Raw genomic sequence first — 18,116 nt, forward strand, 5'->3', positions numbered from 1 at the left:
ACTCCGGCGGTGTGGTGCGAGCCGCCTACGGATTCGGGCGGCTGACGTCGACGCTAGTGGGGCTCCCCGAACGCCACAACAGGGAGTGGTCAGGTGACTGCACTCTGCGCTGGCGTGTCGCGCCCGACCCGCCGGGGCGGCCCGCGCCCGTGCGCGGCACGATGACCCGTGTGGACGCCGAGGACTTCAGGCAGGTCGTGGCCGCCGTCCGGCAGCTGGTCCGGGAGGTCGTGATCCCGCTCGAGGAGCGGATCGAGGACGAGGACCGCATCCCCGACGAGCTGCGCGCCCGGATCGCCGAGATGGGCCTGTTCGGCTACGCGCTGCCCGAGGAGCACGGCGGCCTCGGCGTCTCTATGGCCGAGGACGTCGAGCTGGCGTTCGAGTTCGGCTACACCACCCCCGCGTTCCGGTCGCTGCTCGGCACGAACAACGGCATCGCCGGCCAGGTCATCGCGAGGTTCGGCAGCGAGGCGCAGAAGAAGGCGTACCTGCCGCGGCTGGCGTCGGGCGAGCTGATCGGCTCCTTCGCGCTCACCGAGGCGGAGGCCGGCTCCGACCCGGCCGGGCTGCGCACCACCGCCCGGCGGGACGGCGACGAGTGGGTGCTGACCGGCAGCAAGCGCTACATCACCAACGCGCCCCTGGCCGACCTGTTCGTCGTCTTCGCCCGCAGCGACCCCGAGGAGCGGGGCGGCCGCGGCATCTCCAGCTTCGTCGTCGACGCGGCCACGCCCGGGGTCACCGTCGGGCCCAAGGACCGCAAGATGGGCCAGGCCGGCGCCTGGACCGCGGAGGTCTTCTTCGACGAGGCCCGCGTGCCCGCGGACGCGCTGGTGGGCGAGGAGGGCCGCGGCTACGCCAAGGCGCTGACCGTGCTCTCCCGCGGCCGGCTGCACATCGCCGCGCTCTGCGTCGGGATGGCCCAGCGGGTGCTCGACGAGTCGGTCGCCTACGCCGCCACCGCCAAGCAGGGCGGCGCGCCGATCGGCCGGTTCCAGCTGGTGCAGGCGCACCTCGCCGACTCGCACGCCGAGCTGCTCGCCGCGCGGGCGATGGTCCGTGACGTGGCCGCCCGCTACGACACCGGCGAGGACACCTCGATCGGCCCGTCGTCGGCCAAGCTGTTCTGCACCGAGATGGTGGGCCGGGCCGTCGACCGGGCGGTGCAGGTCCACGGCGGCCTGGGCTACCTCCGCACCACCCCCGTCGAGCGCTTCTACCGCGACGCCCGCCTCTACCGGCTCTACGAGGGCACCAGCGAGGTGCAGCGGGTGATCATCGGCGGCGGGCTGCTCCGCGACGCCGGCATGCCTCGTGGCTGAACCGACGCCGGAGGAGCGGGCGGCCCGCCGGGAGGTGGTGGGCGCGCTCGGCGCCGCGCTCCGGGACCTCGTCGACGCCGCCGTCCTCACCGAGGTCCCGGCCGCCGAGCTGGCCGCCGTCGCCGCCGCGGCGCGCGAGCTCACCGCCCGGCTGCGCGTGGAGGGCCGGGGGGTGCACGACGTCGCCCGGGTCGACGACCCGGAGGCGGGGGAGCGCTGGTACAGCCCGGTGTACGGCCCGGGCAGCCCCGTCGCGCCGCCGCTGGTGGCCGGCGACACCCCCGACGGCCGGGCCACCGGCCGGGTGACCGTGGGCAAGGCGCACGAGGGGCCGCCCGGTCTGGTGCACGGCGGCGTCGTCGCCACGCTGCTCGACCACGTCCTGGCCCGGGCGGTGCGCGCCGCCGGGCGCGGGGGTCTGACCGCCACGCTGACCGTGCGGTACCGCCGGCCGGTGCCGCTCGGCGTGCCGCTGCTGCTGTCGGCGGAGGCCGGGGAGGCCGACGGGCGGCGCACCCCGGCCACCGCCCGGCTGGTCGCCGGGGACGACCCGGACACCGTGCTCGCCGACGCGGAGGGCCTGTTCGTCGCCCTGCGCCCGGAGCGGTCGGCCGAGGTGTTCGCGCCGATGAGCCGGCCCATCGGCGCCTGGACGGCCCGCGACGAGCGGCCCACCCCCGGGGACTAGTCCGCCCGCGGGCGGGGGGTGTTGGCCGGGTCGCCGGCGGGGTCGCGCTCCGGGCCGCCGGCTGGCTGCAGCAGCGCACCGGGCGCCCCCTCCCCGCGGCCCATCGCCGCGACGAACTGCGCCAGCACCTCGTCACCCCGGTGGAACGGTGCCCAGTCCAGCAGCCGGCGGGCCCGGGAGGTGTCCAGCGCCGGCGCCTGCGTCCCGATGTCCAGCCAGCCGGGCTCGGTCGGCACGAGGTGGGCGGTGAACGCGGCCGCGAGGGCCATCCGCAGCACGACGGCCGGCACCGGCACCCGCGTGGTGCCCAGGACGCGGGCGATGGCGTCGGCGTCCATCACCGGCTGGGCGGCGAGGTTGAAGGGGCCGGGGGCGCGGCGGTCGAGCACCCGGCCGAGCGCGTCGGCGACGTCGTCGGCGTGCACGAAGCCCACGCGCACCGACGGCAGGGGGAGCGGCAGCAGCCGGGCGACCGGGCCGGGCAGCAGCCGCGCCGCGCCGAAGAGCAGCGGCCCCAGGAAGTACCGGCCGATCTCGCTGCTGGCCTCCGGCTGCAGCACCAGCGTCGGGCGGACGACGGTCAGCGTGGCCTGCGGGTGCCGGCCGAACACCTCGCGGACCACCCGCTCGGCCTCGGACTTGTCCCGGCTGTACTGCGAGGTGGGGATGCCCGTGGTCGGCCAGTCCTCGCCCACCTCCTGCCCTGCGGCCCCGGGGGCGTACGCGCCGAGCGAGGACATGTGCACGAAGTGCTGCACCCCCGCGGCGACCGCGGCGCGGGCGACCCGGCGGGTGCCGTCGACGTTCACCCGGTGGAGCCGCTCGGGGTCGCGGCCCGGCTGGAGCGCCCAGGCGAGGTGGACGACGGCGTCGACGCCGTCCAGGAACGGGGTCAGCGCGGACTCGCTGTGCGTCTCCCCGAGGTCGGCGAGGTGCCACTGCACCCGGTCGTAGGGAGCGGTGCCGGGCGGTCGGCGGCGGGCCAGGCCGCGCACCTCGGCCACGCCGCTGGACGGGCCGGTGAGCCGCCGCAGCAGCGCCGTCCCGACGTTGCCGCTGGCGCCGGTGACGGCGACCCTCAGGCCCTGCAGGTGGTCGCGGGACAGTTCAGCCATGCAGGGCGGCTACCCGCCCGGCGGCGGGTGTACCCGGGCCGTGCGAGGACGCCGGCCGCGGGAGCGTGATCAATGCGCCGGGCGAGGCGGTCGACCAGACCAAACCGGGTGTCGCCGCAGCGCTGAGTCTGCCGGCGCCCACCGGTCTCCTCCTCGACCGAGACGACCGAACCCACCGGGAGCACGGCATGGGCCTCATCCACATCGAGCTGTTCGCGACTCTCGACCTGGTCGGGCAGGCGCCCGGCGGCCCCGAGGAGGACCCGTCCGGGTTCGCGTTCGGTGGCTGGCAGGCGCCCCTGCTGGACGAGGTCGCCGGGGCCCAGGTCATGGCCGCGTACGAGGACACGGACGCCCTGCTGCTCGGCCGGCGGACGTACGACGTCTTCGCCGCCCACTGGCCGTACCAGGAGGGCGGCCAGGACGACCAGATCGCCAGGCTCTTCAACAGCGTCCCGAAGTACGTGGCCTCCCGCGGCAGGCCCGACCTCTCGTGGGCCGGGTCCACGCAGCTCGGCCCGGATCTGGCCGGCGCGGTGCGCGAGGTCCGTGACCGGCACGAGCACGTGAAGGTCGTCGGGAGCCTGGACCTCGTGCAGACCCTCCTGCGCGAGAAGCTCTTCGACCGTCTCGACCTCTGGGTGCACCCGATCGTGCTCGGCGTCGGGAAGAAGGTGTTCGACGGTGGCGCGGTGCCCACGAACGTCACCCTCCTCGAACCGCCGGTGGCCGGTCCGAAGGGCACCGTGTACCTGCGCTACGGGCTCGCCGAGGGCACGCCCGCGACGGGGGACATGAGCGCACCCGATCGCGGTGCCGCGCGCGACCACTGACCCGACCGGCCGGCCAGCAGGCGCTCCCCGGAGGAGCTGTCGAGCCTCGGGGGCGCTGCCGCGGGACGGGACGCCGACGTCCCGCGGAGTCGCCGCCGGCTGCTGGGGACGGCGGGACACGGGGACTCGCGCGTCCGGCCGTCACCCGATCGTCACAGACGACGACCACGGCGGTAACCGACCCCACGTCTACTCAAACGCAACCGCGAACACCGCGAGTAGACGATCGAGAGGCCCTGCATGGACGTCGGAAGCACCGCCTTCATCCTCGCCGCCACGATGGCCGTCGCCCTGATGATCCCGGGGCTGGCCCTCTTCTACGGGGGCATGGTGTCCTCCCGCGGCATCCTGAACATGATCATGATGGTGTTCGGAGCCGTCGCCGTGGTCGGCGTGCTCTGGACGCTGTTCGGCTTCTCCGTCGTCTTCGGGGACTCCTACGGTGGCGCGGGACTGCTCGGCAACGTGACCGAGTACCTCGGCCTGGGTTCCCTGGTCGCCGGCGACGAGTCCGCGGCACTGCCCCCGGCCCTGGTGGCGGTCTTCCAGGCGCTGTTCGCCGTCATCACCACGGCGCTCATCGCCGGCGCGGTCGCCGACCGGGTGCGGTTCGGCCCGTGGCTGCTGTTCGCCGGGCTGTGGGCGGCGCTGGTCTACTTCCCGGTCGCGCACTGGGTGTTCGCGTTCGACTCCGCCGACGGCAGCGTCCTCGGCGGCTGGATCGCCAACGAGCTGGCCGCGGTCGACTTCGCCGGTGGCACCGCCGTCCACATCAACGCCGGCATCGGCGCGCTGGCCGTCGTCCTGGTGATCGGCAAGCGCACCGGCTGGCCGCGCCAGGCCCGGCCCAACAACCTGCCCCTGGTGGCGCTGGGCGCCGGCATCCTGTGGTTCGGCTGGTTCGGCTTCAACGGCGGCTCCGCGCTCGCCGCGGGCAACAGCGCCTCGGTGGTCATGCTCACCACCTTCACCGCCACCTGCGCCGCGATCCTGGCCTGGCTGCTGGTCGAGAAGCTGCGCGACGGCCACGCCACCACCCTCGGCGGGATGTCCGGCGCCATCGCCGGCCTGGTCGCCATCACCCCCTCCTGCGGTGCGGTGACCCCCATGGGCGCGCTCGCCGTCGGTGCGATCGCCGGGGCGATCTGCCCGCTGGCCATCGCGCTGAAGTACCGCTTCGGCTACGACGACGCGCTCGACGTGGTCGGCGTCCACCTGGTCGGCGGCATCATCGGCACCCTGCTGGTCGGCGTCCTCGGCTCGGCGGAGGCCCCCAGCGGCCGGGACGGTCTGCTCTACGGCGGCGGCCTCGAGCTGCTAGGCGTGCAGGCGGTCGCCGCGATCGCGGTCATCGGCTACTCCTTCGTCGTCACCCTGCTCATCGCCCTCGCGATCCAGAAGACGATCGGGCTGCGGCTGACCAAGGAGGCCGAGGTGGGCGGCATCGACGTCGCCGAGCACGCCGAGGTCGCCTACGACCTCGACGGCAGCCCGCACACCCCGGGTGCGACGAGCACGCCGGAGAGCGTCATCGCCTCGGCGGAGCGGATCGCCGCGGCCGGCGCCCCCGGGCCGCGGACGGAGACGTCCGCCGGCTGACCCGGCACCCGCGCGACGATCACGGCGTCGTGACCACCGAGGACTCGCTCCCGGTGGTCGCGGCGCCGTGGTCGCGGAGGGGCCGCAGGCCGAGGGACACCAGCGCGATCAGCAGCAGCGCCCCGGCGGCCGCCCAGAACCCGGCCGGGACGCCGGCGGCCTCGGCCAGCCGCGGGACGAGCAGGCTGCCGCCGAGCCCGCCGACCATCAGCGCGAGGGACGACGCCGACAGCGCGGTGGACCGCTGTCCCGCGCCGACCCGCGCGTGCAGCAGGTCCTTCCACAGCGGCCAGGCGGTCGCGTTCGTGAGGTGGAACACGGCGAAGGCCATCCCGGCCAGGACGACGTCGCCGGCCACGCCGACCGCGGCGACGGCCAGGGCGCCCAGGACGGCCAGCCCGACACTGGCCGCGGCCACGGAGCCGCGGGCGCTCCGCCGGGCGGCCGGGGCGAGCAGCGCGCCGACCCCGGCCACGCCGTACGAGGCGGCGATGACGACGCCGAAGGCGGCCGACCCCTCGGTGCTGCTGCCGACCAGGTCGGCCACGTGCAGCGGACCGAGGAGCTCGAGGGTGGTCAGCACGGTGCCGACCAGCAGCGAGATGGCGAGCAGCCGCCGCAGCAGGCGGTCCCGGACGACCAGCCGGGAGGTGTCCCGGACGACGGCCGGCACCTCCCCCAGCGCGGCCCGCAGCGCCGCCGTCCCGCCCGCCCGGGGCGTCCCCACCGGGACGACGAGCACCGCGACGGCGGCCAGCGAGGCGACGGCCAGCGCCGCCGCGACCAGGACCGGCAGGGCCAGCGCCCGGCTCCCGGACCCGGCCAGCAGGGGCAGCGCGCCGCCGAGCACGGCGCCCAGGCACAGGCCGGCACCGTCGGCCGCCGCCGCCCGGGACAGCCCCGGGGTCACGTCGGCGGCCGGGTCCGCGGTCCGGACGGTGTCGACGTACCAGGCCTCCAGCGGCCCCGAGTCCAGCGCCCGGCCCATCCCCATGAGCGCCCAGGCCAGGGCGAAGAGCGCCACGCTGTCCGCGACCACGGTCGCCAGCAGCCCGGCCGCGGTCAGCGCCCCGGAGAGCAACAGCACCGGCCGGTGGCCGATCGCGTCGGCCAGCCCGCCGGTGGGCAGCTCCAGCGCCAGGGTGACCACGGAGTAGACGGCGACGACGACGCCGATGTCGGCGGGGGAGAGGCCGCGTGCGGAGGCCAGCAGCACCGTCACCGGCGTGCTGAGCCCGATCGGCAGCCAGCGCAGCGCGGTGAGGCCCACGTAGCGGCGGGTGGCGGCGCGGACGCCGAGCGGCATGCTCACGCCGGGTACTCGCGGAGCCGGAACACGTCGACCAGCACGTGCACCAGCGGCTGGTCGGGGTCCTCCTCCTCGGCCCGCCAGCGCTCGAGGACGGCGTTCAGCTCGTCGGTGAGCGCCCGGGCGCGGGCGGGGGAGAGGCGCAGTGCCCAGTCGTTGAGCGACGCGTCGTCGCGCAGTGCCTCGTCCAGCTGCTCGCGCTGCTCGGCGTGGGCGGCCAGCAGCCGGCGGTGGTGGGTCAGCGAGCGGTGGGTGAGCTCGTCGACGACCTCCCGCCCGCCGGGCTGGCGGACGAGCTCCTCGGTGTGCCACTGCGTGCTGCGGTGCACGGCGCGCCACCAGCGCTCGCGGCCGGTGCCCTCGCCGGGGACCTCCTCGACCAGGCCGAACGAGGCCAGCTGGCGCAGGTGGTAGCTGGTGGCGCCGCTGCTCTCCCCGAGCCGCTGGCCCAGCTTGGAGGCGGTGGACGGCCCCTCGGCGCGCAGCAGTCCCAGCAGGGTCGCGCGCAGCGGGTGGGCCAGCGCGCGGAGGGTGCGCGGGTCGTGCACGTCGACGACGGGGATCGACGGCAGGTCCGCGGGCACGCGGCCGAGGCTAGTCTGCAGAGGAGTCTTTGCAAAGACACCTTTGCATCAGTGCGGGATGGCCGCCTCCTCCAGTGCCCGCCCGCGCCGCTCGGGCAGCGCCCAGGCGGCCAGCGCCGTCAGGACGAAGAAGGCGGCGAACGTGCCGAACACCAGCCCGTTGCCGCCGGCGCCGAGCAGCGGCGGCACGCACAGCGGCGCGGCGATCGAGGCGATCCGGCCGAAGCCCGCCGCCGCGCCCGCGCCGGTGCCGCGGAGCTCGGTGGGGTAGACCTCCGGCGTCACCGCGTAGACCGCACCCCACGCGCCGAGGTTGAAGAACGACAGCACCATGCCGGTGACCAGCACAGCGGTCTCGCCGTCGGCCAGCGCGAACAGGCCGGCGCCGGCCGCCGAGCCGAGCAGGAAGACGACCAGTGTCGGGCGTCGTCCCCACCGCTCGATGAGCACCGCGGCCGCGGCGTACCCGGGCAGCTGGGCGAGGGTGATCAGCAGGGTGAACCCGAAGGAGCGCACCAGCGAGAACCCGGAGGCCACCAGCAGGGTCGGCAGCCAGATGAAGGCGCCGTAGTACGAGAAGTTGATGCCGAACCACACCGTCCACAGCGCCGCCGTCCGGCGGCGGGTGCCGCGGGCCCACAGTGCGCCCGGCCCGGGCGGGTCGGCCGGCCGCGCCGGTGCTGACGGCACGGGGTCGACCCCGGCGGCGGACTCGAAGCGGCGCACCGCCGCCTCGGCCTCGTCGGTCCGCCCGCGCAGCTCCAGGAACCGCACCGACTCGGGCAGCCCGCGGCGCACCGCCACGGCGTACAGCGCCGGCACCGCGCCGAGCGCGAGCGCCCACCGCCACCCCGCGTCGCTGCGCGGGACGACGAGGTAGCCGATCAGCGCCGCCAGCAGCCAGCCGACGGCCCAGAACGCCTCCAGCAGCACCACCACGCGGCCGCGCACCCGCGCCGGCGCGTACTCGCTGACCAGCGTCGAGGCCACCGGCAGCTCGGCGCCGAGGCCCAGCCCGATGAGGAAGCGGAACACCAGCAGCGCCGCCACCGACCAGGCCAGCGCCGCCGCGCCGGTCGCCACGCCGAACACCAGCAGGGTCAGCGCGAAGACCTGCCGTCGTCCGATCCGGTCGGCCAGCAGCCCGCCGAGGGTGGCGCCCAGGGCCATCCCGACGAAGCCGATCGAGCCGATCCACGACAGCTCGGTCGCGCTGAGCTCCCACTGGACGGCGAGCGCGGCCATGACGAAGGAGATGAGGCCGACGTCCATCGCGTCGAGGGCCCAGCCGACCCCGGAGCCGACCACCAGCCGGCCGTGCTCGCGGGTGAACGGCAGCCGGTCGAGGCGCTGCGCCCGGCTGAGCGAGGTCGTCGTCGCGTCGGTGCTCATCGCGCCGCGGGTACCCCGCGCGACCGCCGGTCACGCGGGGCGAGGGGGTCAGCCGTTGCCGTCCTCGCCGTCGGTGGCGTCCTCGACCTCCTGCTCGACGTCGTCGACACCCTCCTCCACGTTCTGCTGGACGTCGTCGTCGACGACGTCGCTGCCGCACGCGACGGTGGTGAACGAGGCGGCGGCGATGGCGATCCCCGCCGCGGCGGCGCGCCAGCGGCGTCCGGTGAGTGTGGACACGGGTCCTCCCGGGGTGTCTTCGATGGGATCGCTGGATGCCCGGTCCAGCCGTGGTCCATGCCGCCGATCAGCCGGTGACGTGCCCGTAGCTGGTGACGGTCAGGAACCGGATCGGCAGCTCGACCAGCTCGGCCGGTCCGTGCGGCCCCTCGCCGTCGAACACCAGGGAGTCGCCGGCGTGCATCTCGTACCGGGCCTCGCCGTGCCCGTAGACCATGACCCCCTCCAGCACGTAGAGGAACTCCGTCCCGGGGTGCTGGAAGAGCGGGAAGACCTCGCTTGCCTCGGTGAGGGTCACCAGCAGCGGTTCCAGCCGCTTGTGCTCGCCGCGCAGCGACCCCAGCAGCTGGTAGAGGTGGCCCACGTTGCTGCCGCGCCGCACGATCTGCGCACCGTGCCCGGCGGGGGTGAACACCGCCTCGCGCTCGGCATCCAGACCGCGGAAGAGCGCGGTGACCGGGACGGCGAGCGCGTCGGCGAGGCGGGCCAGGCTGGAGAGGCTGCAGGAGGTCTGGGCGTTCTCGATCTTGGACAGCATCGCCTTGCTCATGCCGGTGAGCCGGGCGAGCTCGGCCAGCGAGATGCCCTTGGCCAGGCGGAACTCGCGCACGCGGAGGGCGATGACGTCCTCGAGATGGCCGCTGGGCGCCTCGTCGTGGGCGCCGGCCGGGGGGACCTCCATCGGCCGAGCATAGGTGCGGTGCGGTGCGGCGCCGGAGACCCGAGTCGGTCTGCTTCCTCATCCGCTGGCACCTGCTGTCGCTGCGGGAGTTGGCCGAGGTGCCGGGTGGCGGACCCGGTTCACGGCCGCGCTCGCCGAGCTCTCCGACGCATGGCCGACTACGACGGGGATCACCCGCTACCGCGGCGCCGCCGTCGACTGGCTCCGCGCCGGCTGACCGGACGTCCCCGGTGCGGGCGTTCCCCGCGCGTTGCCGGTCCTGCAGGACCCGCGGTGCGCGCGGAACGCCCGCACTGCTGTCCGAGTCGGTCACCCGTCGCTCACGGTAACTCGTAGGTCACCGAGCTGGGAGGGCGGACGATGCGGTCCTACGAGTCGACGGCGACGGTCGCGGCGGCGCCGGAGGAGGTCTGGCGGGTGCTGGTCGACGGCCGGACCTGGCCGTCCCGGGACTCCGGCGTCACCGCCGTCGAGGGGGCGGTCGCGCCCAGGGGCAAGGTCCGCATCCGCACGGAGGCCGCGCCCGGGCGGGCGTTCCCGGTGCGGGTGACGGTGGTCGAGCTCGCCCGCGAGCTGCCGGTCAGCCGGCCGGCCGTCTCGCGGCACCTGCGGCTGCTCAAGGAGGCGGGCCTGGTCGCCGAGGAGCCGCGCGGCACCCGGCGCATCCACCGGCTGCAGGAGCAGGGGCTGACCGCGGTCCGCGACTACATGGAGCGCGTGTGGGGCGGGGCGGCGGCCCGGTTCCGGCTGACAGCGGAGAACACGGAGCCGGGCGCGTGAGCGAGCCGCTGCGGTTCGGCTTCGAGGTCGACTGCCCGGTGGGCCACGCCTTCGCCGTGTGGACCAGCGGCATCGGCACCTGGTGGCCCGCCGACCACACCGTGAGCGGGGAGACGGGGCTGCACGTCGAGCTGGAGGGCCGGGGCGGCGGGCGGGTCTACGAGCGGACGGCGGGCGGCGCGGAGCACGACCGGGGTGAGGTGACCGCCTGGGAGCCGCCGTCCCGGCTGGCCTACCGGTGGTTCTGCGCGCCGACCGCGCCGACGCCACCGACGTCGAGATCCGCTTCTCGGCCGTCGGCGAGCAGCGCACCCGCGTCGACATCGAGCACACCGGGGGGAGCGGCTCGGGGCGCGCGGGCCCGGCCTGGCGTGACCGCAACACCGCCGGGTGGACGACGCTCCTCCCGCACTACCGCCGGGCGGTCGACTCGCGCTGACCGTGCGTCAGCGGACGAGCATCCCGGCGTCGACGGGCAGCGCCACACCGATGACGTACCGGGCCTCGTCGGAAGCGAGGAAGGCGACCGCGGCGCTGACGTCCTCGGGCCGGACGAGGGTCACGTGCAGCAGGTTCGCCACGTCCTCCACCGGCTTGGCGGGGGTGTCGAGGCTGCCGCCGAACAGTGCCTCCACGGCCGGGTTGAGCACCATCGGCGTCGCGACGCCGGACGGGTTGACGCAGTTCACCCGGATGCCGTGCGGCGCGAGCCAGTTCGCCCAGGTGCGCATGAGCCCGACGACGCCGTGCTTGCTGGCGACGTACCCGTCCCCGCCGCCGGAGCCGTCCCCGCCGCGACCGGTGAGCCCGGACGCCGAGCTGGTGAGGACGACGGCCCCACCGCGGCCCTGCTCGACCAGCACCGGGGCGGCGGCCTGGACGGTGTTCCAGACGCCGACGAGGTTGACGTCGAGCTGGTCGCGGAAGGCGTCGGCGGCCGCGGCGTCGGAGGACATCAGTCCGATGCCGGCGTTGGCCAGCACGACGTCCAGGCGTCCCAGCCGGGCCACCCCGTCGCGCACCGCCGTCCGCAGTGCCTCGGCGTCCCGGACGTCGACGTTCGCCGTCACCACCCGCCGGTCCAGCCGCTCCACCAGCCGCGCGGTCTCGGCGAGGTCCTCCGGCGTGGCCAGGTCGTAGGCGACCGTCCCGATCGGTGCGCAGAGGTCGACCGCGATCACGTCGGCGCCCTCGCCGGCCGGCCGGAGGGCGTGGCTGCGGCCCTGCCCGCGCGCCGCCCCGGTGATGAACGCGACCTTGCCGTCGAACCGTCCCACGAGCCCTCCCCGTGGTGTCCTGCCAGCGAAGACCGTGCCGGCGTCCCGGAGTCATCGGCCCGGGGAGCCGGTGGGGCGACGGGCAACACGAACTCTCCGCGGCGGTAACGGTCGCGAAACGCGCCGGGGGTTCACTCGCAGGCGACAACAGTTCACGTCAGTGGACGACGACGCCTGGAGGCTCACCGTGTCGCTCACCGCCGCCCGTCCCGAGGCCCCGCCGGTACCCCGCGCGGCCGCCCCGGTCGAGGCCGACCTCGCCACCCGTGCCCGCGCCGACGGCATCGAGTTCGTCATGGCGCTATTCGTGGACCTGACCGGCAAGCCGTGCGCCAAGCTGGTGCCGATCGAGGCCGTCGAGGAGCTGCAGACCGAGGGGGTCGGCTTCGCCGGCTACGCGGTCGGCGCGATGGGCCAGGAGCCCGAGGACCCCGACCTGATGGCCATCCCGGACGCGGCCTCCTACATGCCGGTCCCGTTCATCCGTCCGGGCCTGGCCATCGTGCACTGCGACCCGCACGTCCAGGGGCTGCCCTGGCCCTACGCCCCGCGGGTGGTCCTCAAGGAGCAGTTGGCCCGCGCCGCCGAGCTCGGCCTGGAACTCAAGGTCGGCGCCGAGGTCGAGTACTTCCTCGTCGCGCGTGGCCCGGACGGCGCGCTGCGGCCGGCCGACCCGAAGGACACCGCGGCGCGGCCCTGCTACGACGCGCGCGGGCTGACCCGCATGTACGACCACCTCGCCGGGGTCTCCAAGGCGATCAACTCGCTCGGCTGGGGGAACTACGCCAACGACCACGAGGACGGCAACGGGCAGTTCGAGCAGAACTTCGCCTACGCCGACGCGCTGACCACCGCCGACCGGGTGGTGACCCTCCGCTACCTGCTCAGCGTGCTGGCCGAGCAGCGGGGGATGACCGCGACGTTCATGCCCAAGCCGTTCAGCGACCGCACCGGCAGCGGGCTGCACATGCACCTGTCGCTCTGGCGCGACGGCGTGCCGGCCTTCCCCGACGCCGGCGACCCGCGCGGCCTGGGCCTCTCGCCGCTGGCCTACTCCTTCCTCGCCGGCCTGATCGAGCACGCCGCCGGCCTGCAGGCGGTGCTCGCCCCGACGGTCAACTCCTACAAGCGCACCGGGGCCAGCTCCACCCGCTCGGGCGCGACCTGGTCCCCGCGGACGGCGACCTACGGCGGCAACGACCGCACCCACCTGCTGCGGGTCCCCGACGGCAACCGGGTCGAGCTGCGCGGCGGCGACGGCTCGGCCAACCCCTACCTGGCCGCGGCCGCGGCCCTGGCGGCCGGGCTGGACGGCGTCCGTCGCGGGCTGGACCCGGGCGACCCCGGCGCCACCCGCAGCGCTCCGCTGCCGCCGACGCTGCTGCACGCGGTCGAGGCACTGGAGGCCGACCCGGTCGTCTCCGGCGCGCTCGACGCCGTGGGCCCGGGCGTGGCCGGCTACTTCGTCGGCCTCAAGCGCGACGAGTTCTTCGAGTGGCACGGGCAGGTGACCCCCTGGGAGGTCGACCGCTACGTGACCGCCTTCTGACCGGCTGCGTCGCCGGCCCGCCCCACCACCCGACCGAAGAGAGGACACCCACTGACGTGTGCGGGATCGTCGGGCTCCACCTGCGGGAGCCCTCCCTGTACCCCCGGCTCGGCGAGCTGCTGACCGGGATGCTCTGCCAGGTCACCGAGCGGGGCCCGGACTCGGCCGGGGTGGCCGTGTACGGCGACCCGCGGTGGTCGCCGCCGGGCGAGGCGAGCGTCTCCCTGCTGACCGGCGACCGGACGGCGGACGACGTCGCCACCGCCGTCCGCGCCCGCATCGCGGAGGCCAGGGTGGTCCACGCCGGCCAGACACTGGTCGTGCACGCCGCGACCGACCCCGACACGCTGGCCGCGGTCGTCCGGGAGGCCGTGCCGGGCGCGCTGGTGATCGGCGCGGGCGAGGAGGTCGCCGTCCTCAAGGGCGTCGGGCACCCGCAGGCGCTGGCCGCCGAGTTCGGCCTGCCCGCCGCGCAGGGCTGGCAGGGCGTGGCGCACACCCGGATGGCCACCGAGTCGGCGGTCACCCCGGCGCACTGCCACCCGTTCTCCGTCGGCACCGACCAGTGCCTGGTGCACAACGGCTCGTTCGCCAACCACGCCACCATCCGCCGCGAGCTCAAGGCGGCCGGCGCCGTCTTCGACAGCGACAACGACTCCGAGGTGGGCGCCCGGTTCGTCGCCGCGCAGCTGGCCGCGGGCCACGACCTGGAGAAGTCGCTGGAGCTGCTCTGCGAGCGGTTCGACGGCTTCTACACGCTGCTGGTCTCCACCAAGGACAGCTTCGCCGTCGTCCGCGACGCCATCGCCTGCAAGCCGGCGGTGGTGGCCGAGACCCCGCAGTGGGTCGCGATGGCGTCGGAGTACCGCGCCCTCGCCGGCCTGCCCGGCGTCGAGGCCGCCCGCATCTTCGAGCCCGAGCCGGAAGAGGTCTACGCATGGCAGCGCTGAGCACGATCGAGGTCGCCACCGAGGTGGAGCCCGCCCTCGTCGACCTGTCCCGCTCGAGCGTGCGAGAGCTGAACGAGGCGCTGCACGCCCCCGACGTCGCCGACGAGGCGCCGTCCTGGCGGGTCACCCACCCCGACGGGAAGCACAACCTCGCCGTCGGCCTGGACGCCGCGATCGACGTCCGCATCGAGGGGCACGTCGGCTACTACTGCGCCGGGATGAACACGTCCGCGACGGTCACCGTCGAGGGCAACGCCGGGGTCGGCGTCGCCGAGAACATGATGAGCGGCACCGTGCGGGTGCGGGGCAACGCCTCCCAGTCGGCCGGCGCGACCGCGCACGGCGGGCTGCTCGTGGTCGAGGGCTCCGCGGCGGCCCGCTGCGGCATCTCGATGAAGGGCGTGGACATCGTCGTCGGCGGCGACGTCGGGCACATGAGCGCCTTCATGGGGCAGGCCGGCCGGCTGGTCGTCTGCGGCGACGCCGGGGACGCGCTCGGCGACTCCCTCTACGAGGCCCGCATCTACGTGGCCGGCTCGGTCAAGAGCCTCGGCGCGGACTGCGTCGAGAAGGACGTCCGTCCCCAGCACGTCGCCGAGCTCGCCGAGCTGCTCGCCGCCGCCGGTCTGGACGCCGACCCGACGTCCTTCCGCCGGTACGGCTCGGCCCGCCGTCTCTACAACTTCCACGCCGACAACGCCTCGGCGTACTGAGGGGACCCGTCATGCTCAGCCAGCCCGCCCCGCTCCCGGACCCCACCCTCCGCGAGTCCGCGACCTTCGACCGCGCCACCATCGCCGAGATCCAGCGCGCCGCCGAGACCGGCATCTACGACATCCGCGGCGGTGGCGCCAAGCGCCGCGTGCCGCACTTCGACGACCTGCTCTTCCTCGGCGCGAGCATGTCCCGCTACCCGCTCGAGGGCTACCGCGAGCGGTGCGACACCGACGTCGTCCTCGGCGACCGCAACGCCACCTACCCGCTGCACCTCTCCACCCCGGTGACCATCGCCGGGATGAGCTTCGGGGCGCTGTCCGGCCGGGCGAAGGAGGCCCTCGGCCGCGGCGCCAGCGAGGTCGGGACGTCGACCACCACCGGCGACGGCGGGATGACCGAGGAGGAGCGCGGCCAGTCCAAGCACCTCGTCTACCAGTACCTGCCCTCGCGCTACGGCATGAACCCCGACCACCTCCGCATGGCCGACGCCATCGAGGTCGTGCTCGGCCAGGGCGCCAAGCCCGGCGGCGGTGGGATGCTGCTCGGCCAGAAGATCACCGAGCGGGTCGCCGGCATGCGCACCCTGCCGGTCGGCGTCGACCAGCGCAGCGCCTGCCGGCACCCCGACTGGACCGGCCCCGACGACCTGGAGATCAAGATCCGGGAGCTGCGGGAGATCACCGACTGGGAGAAGCCGATCTACGTCAAGATCGGCGCCAGCCGCACCTACTACGACGTGAAGCTCGCCGCGAAGGCCGGCGCCGACGTCATCGTGCTCGACGGCATGCAGGGCGGCACCGCGGCGACCCAGGACGTGTTCATCGAGAACGTCGGGATCCCGACGCTGGCCGCGCTGCCGCAGGCGGTGCAGGCGCTGCAGGAGGAGGGGCTGCACCGGCAGGTCCAGCTCGTCGTCTCCGGCGGCGTCCGCAGCGGCGCCGACCTCGCCAAGTGCATGGCCCTGGGGGCCGACGCCGTCGCGATCGGCACCGCCGCGCTCATCGCGCTCGGCGACAACGCCCCGCACCTGGACGAGGAGTACCGCCGGCTGGGCTCGGCGGCCGGGTTCTACGACGACTGGCAGGCCGGCCGCGACCCGGCCGGCATCACCACCCAGGACGACGAGCTGGCCGCCCGCCTCGACCCGGTCGTCGGCGGACGGCGGGTCGCCAACCTCATCCGGGTGATGACGATGGAGGCACAGGTCATCGCCCGCGCCTGTGGCAAGGCCCACCTGCACTCGCTGGAGCCGGAGGACCTCGTGGCGCTCACCATCGAGGCCGCCGCGATGGCGCGGGTGCCGCTGGCCGGCACATCGTGGATCCCGGGGCGGGGGCTGTGAGCGGAACGCCCCGCGGGAGCGAACTGGGGATGTCGTGACCGACCTGCGGGTCGAGGTGGCCGTCGTCGGCGCGGGGCTCATGGGCGCCGCGACGGCGTGGGAGCTGGCCCGGCGGGGGGTGTCGGTGGCGCTGGTCGAGGCCTTCGACCCGGGACACGTGCACGGCAGCTCGCACGGGACCTCGCGGATCGTCCGGCGCGCGTACGCCGATCCGTTCTACGTGCGGCTGACCGGCCGCGCGTTCGACCGCTGGGCCGAGGCCGAGGCGGACACCGGGACGACGCTGCTGCGGGCCACCGGCGGGCTCGACCACGGCGCGGCGCGCGACCCGGCCGGCCTCGCCGCGCTGATGCAGCGGGAGGGCGTGCCGCACGAGCTGCTCTCCGCGGCCGAGGCCGAGGGGCGCTGGCCGGGGATGCGCTTCGACGGGCCGGTGCTGTTCCACCCGGAGGCGGCGGTGCTCGACGCCGACGCCGCCGTCGCCGCCTGGGTGCGCCGGGTGGCGGAGCTCGGCGGGACGGTGCTCGGGCGGGCGCGGGTCCTCGGCGTCGAGCTCCACGGGGACGGCGTCCTGCTGCGCACCGACGGGCCGGCGGTCGCCGCCGACCGGGTCGTCGTCGCGGCCGGGCCGTGGCTGCCGGAGCTGGCACCGGGGGTCGGCGTGCCGCTGGCCCTGCCGCCGCTCACGGTGACCCAGCAGCAGGTGTTCCACTTCCGGCTGCGCGACCCCGGCGCCGCCTGGCCGACGTTCGTGCACAAGGGGGAGCTGCAGCTGTTCGGGCTGCCCTCGGGCGCCGACGGCGGCCCCCGGCCGGCGTTCAAGGTCGCCCAGCACGACGGCGGCACCGCGACCACCGCGTCGGGCCGGGACGGCCGGATCGACCCGGCGTCGCGGGAGCGGGTCGTCGGGTACGTCGCGCGGTTCCTCCCCGGCCTGGACCCCGAGCCCGTCGCGCAGGGCAGCTGCCTGTACACCACCACCCCGACCGAGGACTTCGTGCTCGACCGCGTCGGCCCGGTGGTCGTCGTCTCGCCGTGCTCGGGCCACGGGGCCAAGTTCGCCGCGCTCGTGGGCGAGCTGGCCGCCGACCTCGCGCTGGACCGGGCCACCGCCGAGCCGCGCTTCGCCCTGGGCGCGCTGGTCTGATCGGAGTGTGGGACCTGTGCTCCCACACTCCGATCAGTACTCCCACGCGGCGTACTCGGGGCGGCGGGTCTTCTCCTCCTCGAACAGCAGGACCATGCGGTCGATGAACCACGCCTTCGCGCACTGCACGAGCACCACGCCGCCGACCACGGCCACGACGTCCAGCACGACCAGGCCGTAGGCCAGCTGGACCAGGCCGGCCACCTGGAACGCGTAGGTCACGGCGGGCACCCGCGACCTCCGGAAACGGTCCGGCAGCGCCGCCGAGCCCCGCTCGGCCCAGATGCGCTCGCCGAACACCCCTCGGGACGTCCAGTGCCGGGTCGAGGCCGGCGGGGGGAAGAGCACCGGGTTGACGGCCGTGAAGAGCAGGACCAGCGCGACGGGGACCAGCGCCCACCAGCCGAGCCAGACGCGGCTCCAGACCGCCAGCGCCAGCAGTGGGAGGACGGCGAAGCGGGTCCAGGCGCTCACCGGGTTGGCGTGCCGCAGCCAGGTGTCACCGCGCAGCCCGAACAGCCGCGCCAGCCGGGCGTCGGCGGTCGTCGTCGTGCGTTCTCCCATCCGGACCTCCTCGGGTAGGCCGG

Annotated in this window: 19 protein-coding genes; 11 read left to right on the forward strand and 8 right to left on the reverse strand. The window is 75.3% G+C overall.

All coding sequences use genetic code 11. The features are described 5' to 3' along the window. Window positions 1–161 precede the first annotated feature (161 nt). Both ACI782_RS10010 and ACI782_RS10015 read left to right on the forward strand, forming a co-directional pair. A complete protein-coding gene (locus ACI782_RS10010; RefSeq protein ID WP_456908635.1) occupies window positions 162–1,325 on the forward strand; it encodes an acyl-CoA dehydrogenase family protein in 1,164 nt (387 codons plus the stop codon). Beyond that, window positions 1,318–2,013 (forward strand): PaaI family thioesterase, encoded by a 696-nt coding sequence (locus ACI782_RS10015; RefSeq protein ID WP_456908637.1) that lies wholly within the window; start codon window positions 1,318–1,320, stop codon window positions 2,011–2,013. Before ACI782_RS10010 ends, ACI782_RS10015 begins: the two co-directional genes overlap by 8 nt. On the opposite strand, the gene ACI782_RS10020 is transcribed toward ACI782_RS10015, so the two are convergent. Then, entirely contained in the window at window positions 2,010–3,128 is a 1,119-nt protein-coding gene (locus ACI782_RS10020; RefSeq protein WP_456908639.1) for an NAD-dependent epimerase/dehydratase family protein, read from the reverse strand. The genes ACI782_RS10015 and ACI782_RS10020 overlap by 4 nt on opposite strands. A gap of 188 nt (window positions 3,129–3,316) precedes the next feature. Here ACI782_RS10020 and ACI782_RS10025 point away from each other — a divergent pair, with 188 nt between their 5' ends. Then, window positions 3,317–3,961, forward strand: coding sequence for a dihydrofolate reductase family protein (locus tag ACI782_RS10025; protein WP_456908641.1), 645 nt, complete (start codon window positions 3,317–3,319; stop codon window positions 3,959–3,961). A 240-nt stretch (window positions 3,962–4,201) separates the two neighbouring features. Beyond that, entirely contained in the window at window positions 4,202–5,560 is a 1,359-nt protein-coding gene (locus ACI782_RS10030; protein WP_456908643.1) for an ammonium transporter, read from the forward strand. A 19-nt stretch (window positions 5,561–5,579) separates the two neighbouring features. Here ACI782_RS10030 and ACI782_RS10035 read toward each other — a convergent pair whose 3' ends face one another. From ACI782_RS10035 to ACI782_RS10055, 5 genes are all read right to left on the reverse strand, one after another. Beyond that, a complete protein-coding gene (locus ACI782_RS10035; RefSeq protein WP_456908814.1) occupies window positions 5,580–6,866 on the reverse strand; it encodes an MFS transporter in 1,287 nt (428 codons plus the stop codon). A gap of 2 nt (window positions 6,867–6,868) precedes the next feature. Continuing rightward, the gene (locus ACI782_RS10040; RefSeq protein ID WP_456908645.1) at window positions 6,869–7,453 is read right to left on the reverse strand and encodes a helix-turn-helix domain-containing protein; all 585 of its coding nucleotides are present in this window, start codon (window positions 7,451–7,453) and stop codon (window positions 6,869–6,871) included. A 48-nt stretch (window positions 7,454–7,501) separates the two neighbouring features. Continuing rightward, the gene (locus ACI782_RS10045) at window positions 7,502–8,845 is read right to left on the reverse strand and encodes an MFS transporter (RefSeq protein ID WP_456908647.1); all 1,344 of its coding nucleotides are present in this window, start codon (window positions 8,843–8,845) and stop codon (window positions 7,502–7,504) included. A 48-nt stretch (window positions 8,846–8,893) separates the two neighbouring features. Continuing rightward, complete coding sequence (locus tag ACI782_RS10050; RefSeq protein ID WP_456908649.1) at window positions 8,894–9,085, reverse strand: hypothetical protein; 192 nt, start codon at window positions 9,083–9,085, stop codon at window positions 8,894–8,896. 67 nt (window positions 9,086–9,152) lie between these two features. Further along, on the reverse strand, window positions 9,153–9,767 hold the full coding sequence (locus ACI782_RS10055; protein ID WP_456908651.1) for a helix-turn-helix domain-containing protein: 615 nt from the start codon (window positions 9,765–9,767) through the stop codon (window positions 9,153–9,155). A gap of 360 nt (window positions 9,768–10,127) precedes the next feature. Here ACI782_RS10055 and ACI782_RS10060 point away from each other — a divergent pair, with 360 nt between their 5' ends. Then, on the forward strand, window positions 10,128–10,547 hold the full coding sequence (locus ACI782_RS10060; protein ID WP_456908653.1) for a helix-turn-helix domain-containing protein: 420 nt from the start codon (window positions 10,128–10,130) through the stop codon (window positions 10,545–10,547). 238 nt (window positions 10,548–10,785) lie between these two features. Beyond that, the gene (locus ACI782_RS10065; RefSeq protein ID WP_456908655.1) at window positions 10,786–10,986 is read left to right on the forward strand and encodes a hypothetical protein; all 201 of its coding nucleotides are present in this window, start codon (window positions 10,786–10,788) and stop codon (window positions 10,984–10,986) included. 7 nt (window positions 10,987–10,993) lie between these two features. Here the strand turns inward: ACI782_RS10065 and ACI782_RS10070 are convergent, their stop codons facing one another. Further along, on the reverse strand, window positions 10,994–11,824 hold the full coding sequence (locus tag ACI782_RS10070; protein ID WP_456908657.1) for a mycofactocin-coupled SDR family oxidoreductase: 831 nt from the start codon (window positions 11,822–11,824) through the stop codon (window positions 10,994–10,996). A gap of 160 nt (window positions 11,825–11,984) precedes the next feature. Between ACI782_RS10070 and glnT the strand changes: the two genes are divergently transcribed. From glnT to ACI782_RS10095, 5 genes are read left to right on the forward strand one after another with little or no spacing between them, the layout of a single operon-like run. Further along, window positions 11,985–13,373, forward strand: a complete 1,389-nt coding sequence (gene glnT / locus ACI782_RS10075; RefSeq protein WP_456908658.1) for a type III glutamate--ammonia ligase — start codon at window positions 11,985–11,987, stop codon at window positions 13,371–13,373. A 56-nt stretch (window positions 13,374–13,429) separates the two neighbouring features. After that, window positions 13,430–14,323, forward strand: a complete 894-nt coding sequence (locus ACI782_RS10080; protein ID WP_456908660.1) for a hypothetical protein — start codon at window positions 13,430–13,432, stop codon at window positions 14,321–14,323. Then, window positions 14,311–15,036, forward strand: coding sequence for a GltB/FmdC/FwdC-like GXGXG domain-containing protein (locus ACI782_RS10085; RefSeq protein WP_456908662.1), 726 nt, complete (start codon window positions 14,311–14,313; stop codon window positions 15,034–15,036). Before ACI782_RS10080 ends, ACI782_RS10085 begins: the two co-directional genes overlap by 13 nt. An 11-nt stretch (window positions 15,037–15,047) precedes the next feature. Next, on the forward strand, window positions 15,048–16,382 hold the full coding sequence (locus ACI782_RS10090; protein ID WP_456908664.1) for an FMN-binding glutamate synthase family protein: 1,335 nt from the start codon (window positions 15,048–15,050) through the stop codon (window positions 16,380–16,382). Window positions 16,383–16,416: 34 nt separating this feature from the next. Then, a complete protein-coding gene (locus ACI782_RS10095; protein WP_456908666.1) occupies window positions 16,417–17,529 on the forward strand; it encodes an FAD-dependent oxidoreductase in 1,113 nt (370 codons plus the stop codon). 33 nt (window positions 17,530–17,562) lie between these two features. Here ACI782_RS10095 and ACI782_RS10100 read toward each other — a convergent pair whose 3' ends face one another. Next, window positions 17,563–18,093, reverse strand: coding sequence for a DUF6653 family protein (locus tag ACI782_RS10100; RefSeq protein WP_456908668.1), 531 nt, complete (start codon window positions 18,091–18,093; stop codon window positions 17,563–17,565). Between the last annotated feature and the right edge of the window lie 23 nt (window positions 18,094–18,116).

It is taken from the genome of Geodermatophilus sp. SYSU D00703, assembly GCF_054050155.1.

Bases quoted from the DNA above. Each gene is read 5' to 3' on its own strand.
- ACI782_RS10010 (WP_456908635.1), top strand. From the start codon at position 162: ATGACCCGTGTGGACGCCGAGGACTTCAGGCAGGTCGTGGCCGCCGTC.
- ACI782_RS10020 (WP_456908639.1), bottom strand. From the start codon at position 3,128: ATGGCTGAACTGTCCCGCGACCACCTGCAGGGCCTGAGGGTCGCCGTC.
- ACI782_RS10025 (WP_456908641.1), top strand. From the start codon at position 3,317: ATGGGCCTCATCCACATCGAGCTGTTCGCGACTCTCGACCTGGTCGGG.
- ACI782_RS10030 (WP_456908643.1), top strand. From the start codon at position 4,202: ATGGACGTCGGAAGCACCGCCTTCATCCTCGCCGCCACGATGGCCGTC.
- ACI782_RS10035 (WP_456908814.1), bottom strand. From the start codon at position 6,866: ATGCCGCTCGGCGTCCGCGCCGCCACCCGCCGCTACGTGGGCCTCACC.
- ACI782_RS10045 (WP_456908647.1), bottom strand. From the start codon at position 8,845: ATGAGCACCGACGCGACGACGACCTCGCTCAGCCGGGCGCAGCGCCTC.
- ACI782_RS10055 (WP_456908651.1), bottom strand. From the start codon at position 9,767: ATGGAGGTCCCCCCGGCCGGCGCCCACGACGAGGCGCCCAGCGGCCAT.
- ACI782_RS10060 (WP_456908653.1), top strand. From the start codon at position 10,128: ATGCGGTCCTACGAGTCGACGGCGACGGTCGCGGCGGCGCCGGAGGAG.
- ACI782_RS10085 (WP_456908662.1), top strand. From the start codon at position 14,311: ATGGCAGCGCTGAGCACGATCGAGGTCGCCACCGAGGTGGAGCCCGCC.
- ACI782_RS10090 (WP_456908664.1), top strand. From the start codon at position 15,048: ATGCTCAGCCAGCCCGCCCCGCTCCCGGACCCCACCCTCCGCGAGTCC.
- ACI782_RS10100 (WP_456908668.1), bottom strand. From the start codon at position 18,093: ATGGGAGAACGCACGACGACGACCGCCGACGCCCGGCTGGCGCGGCTG.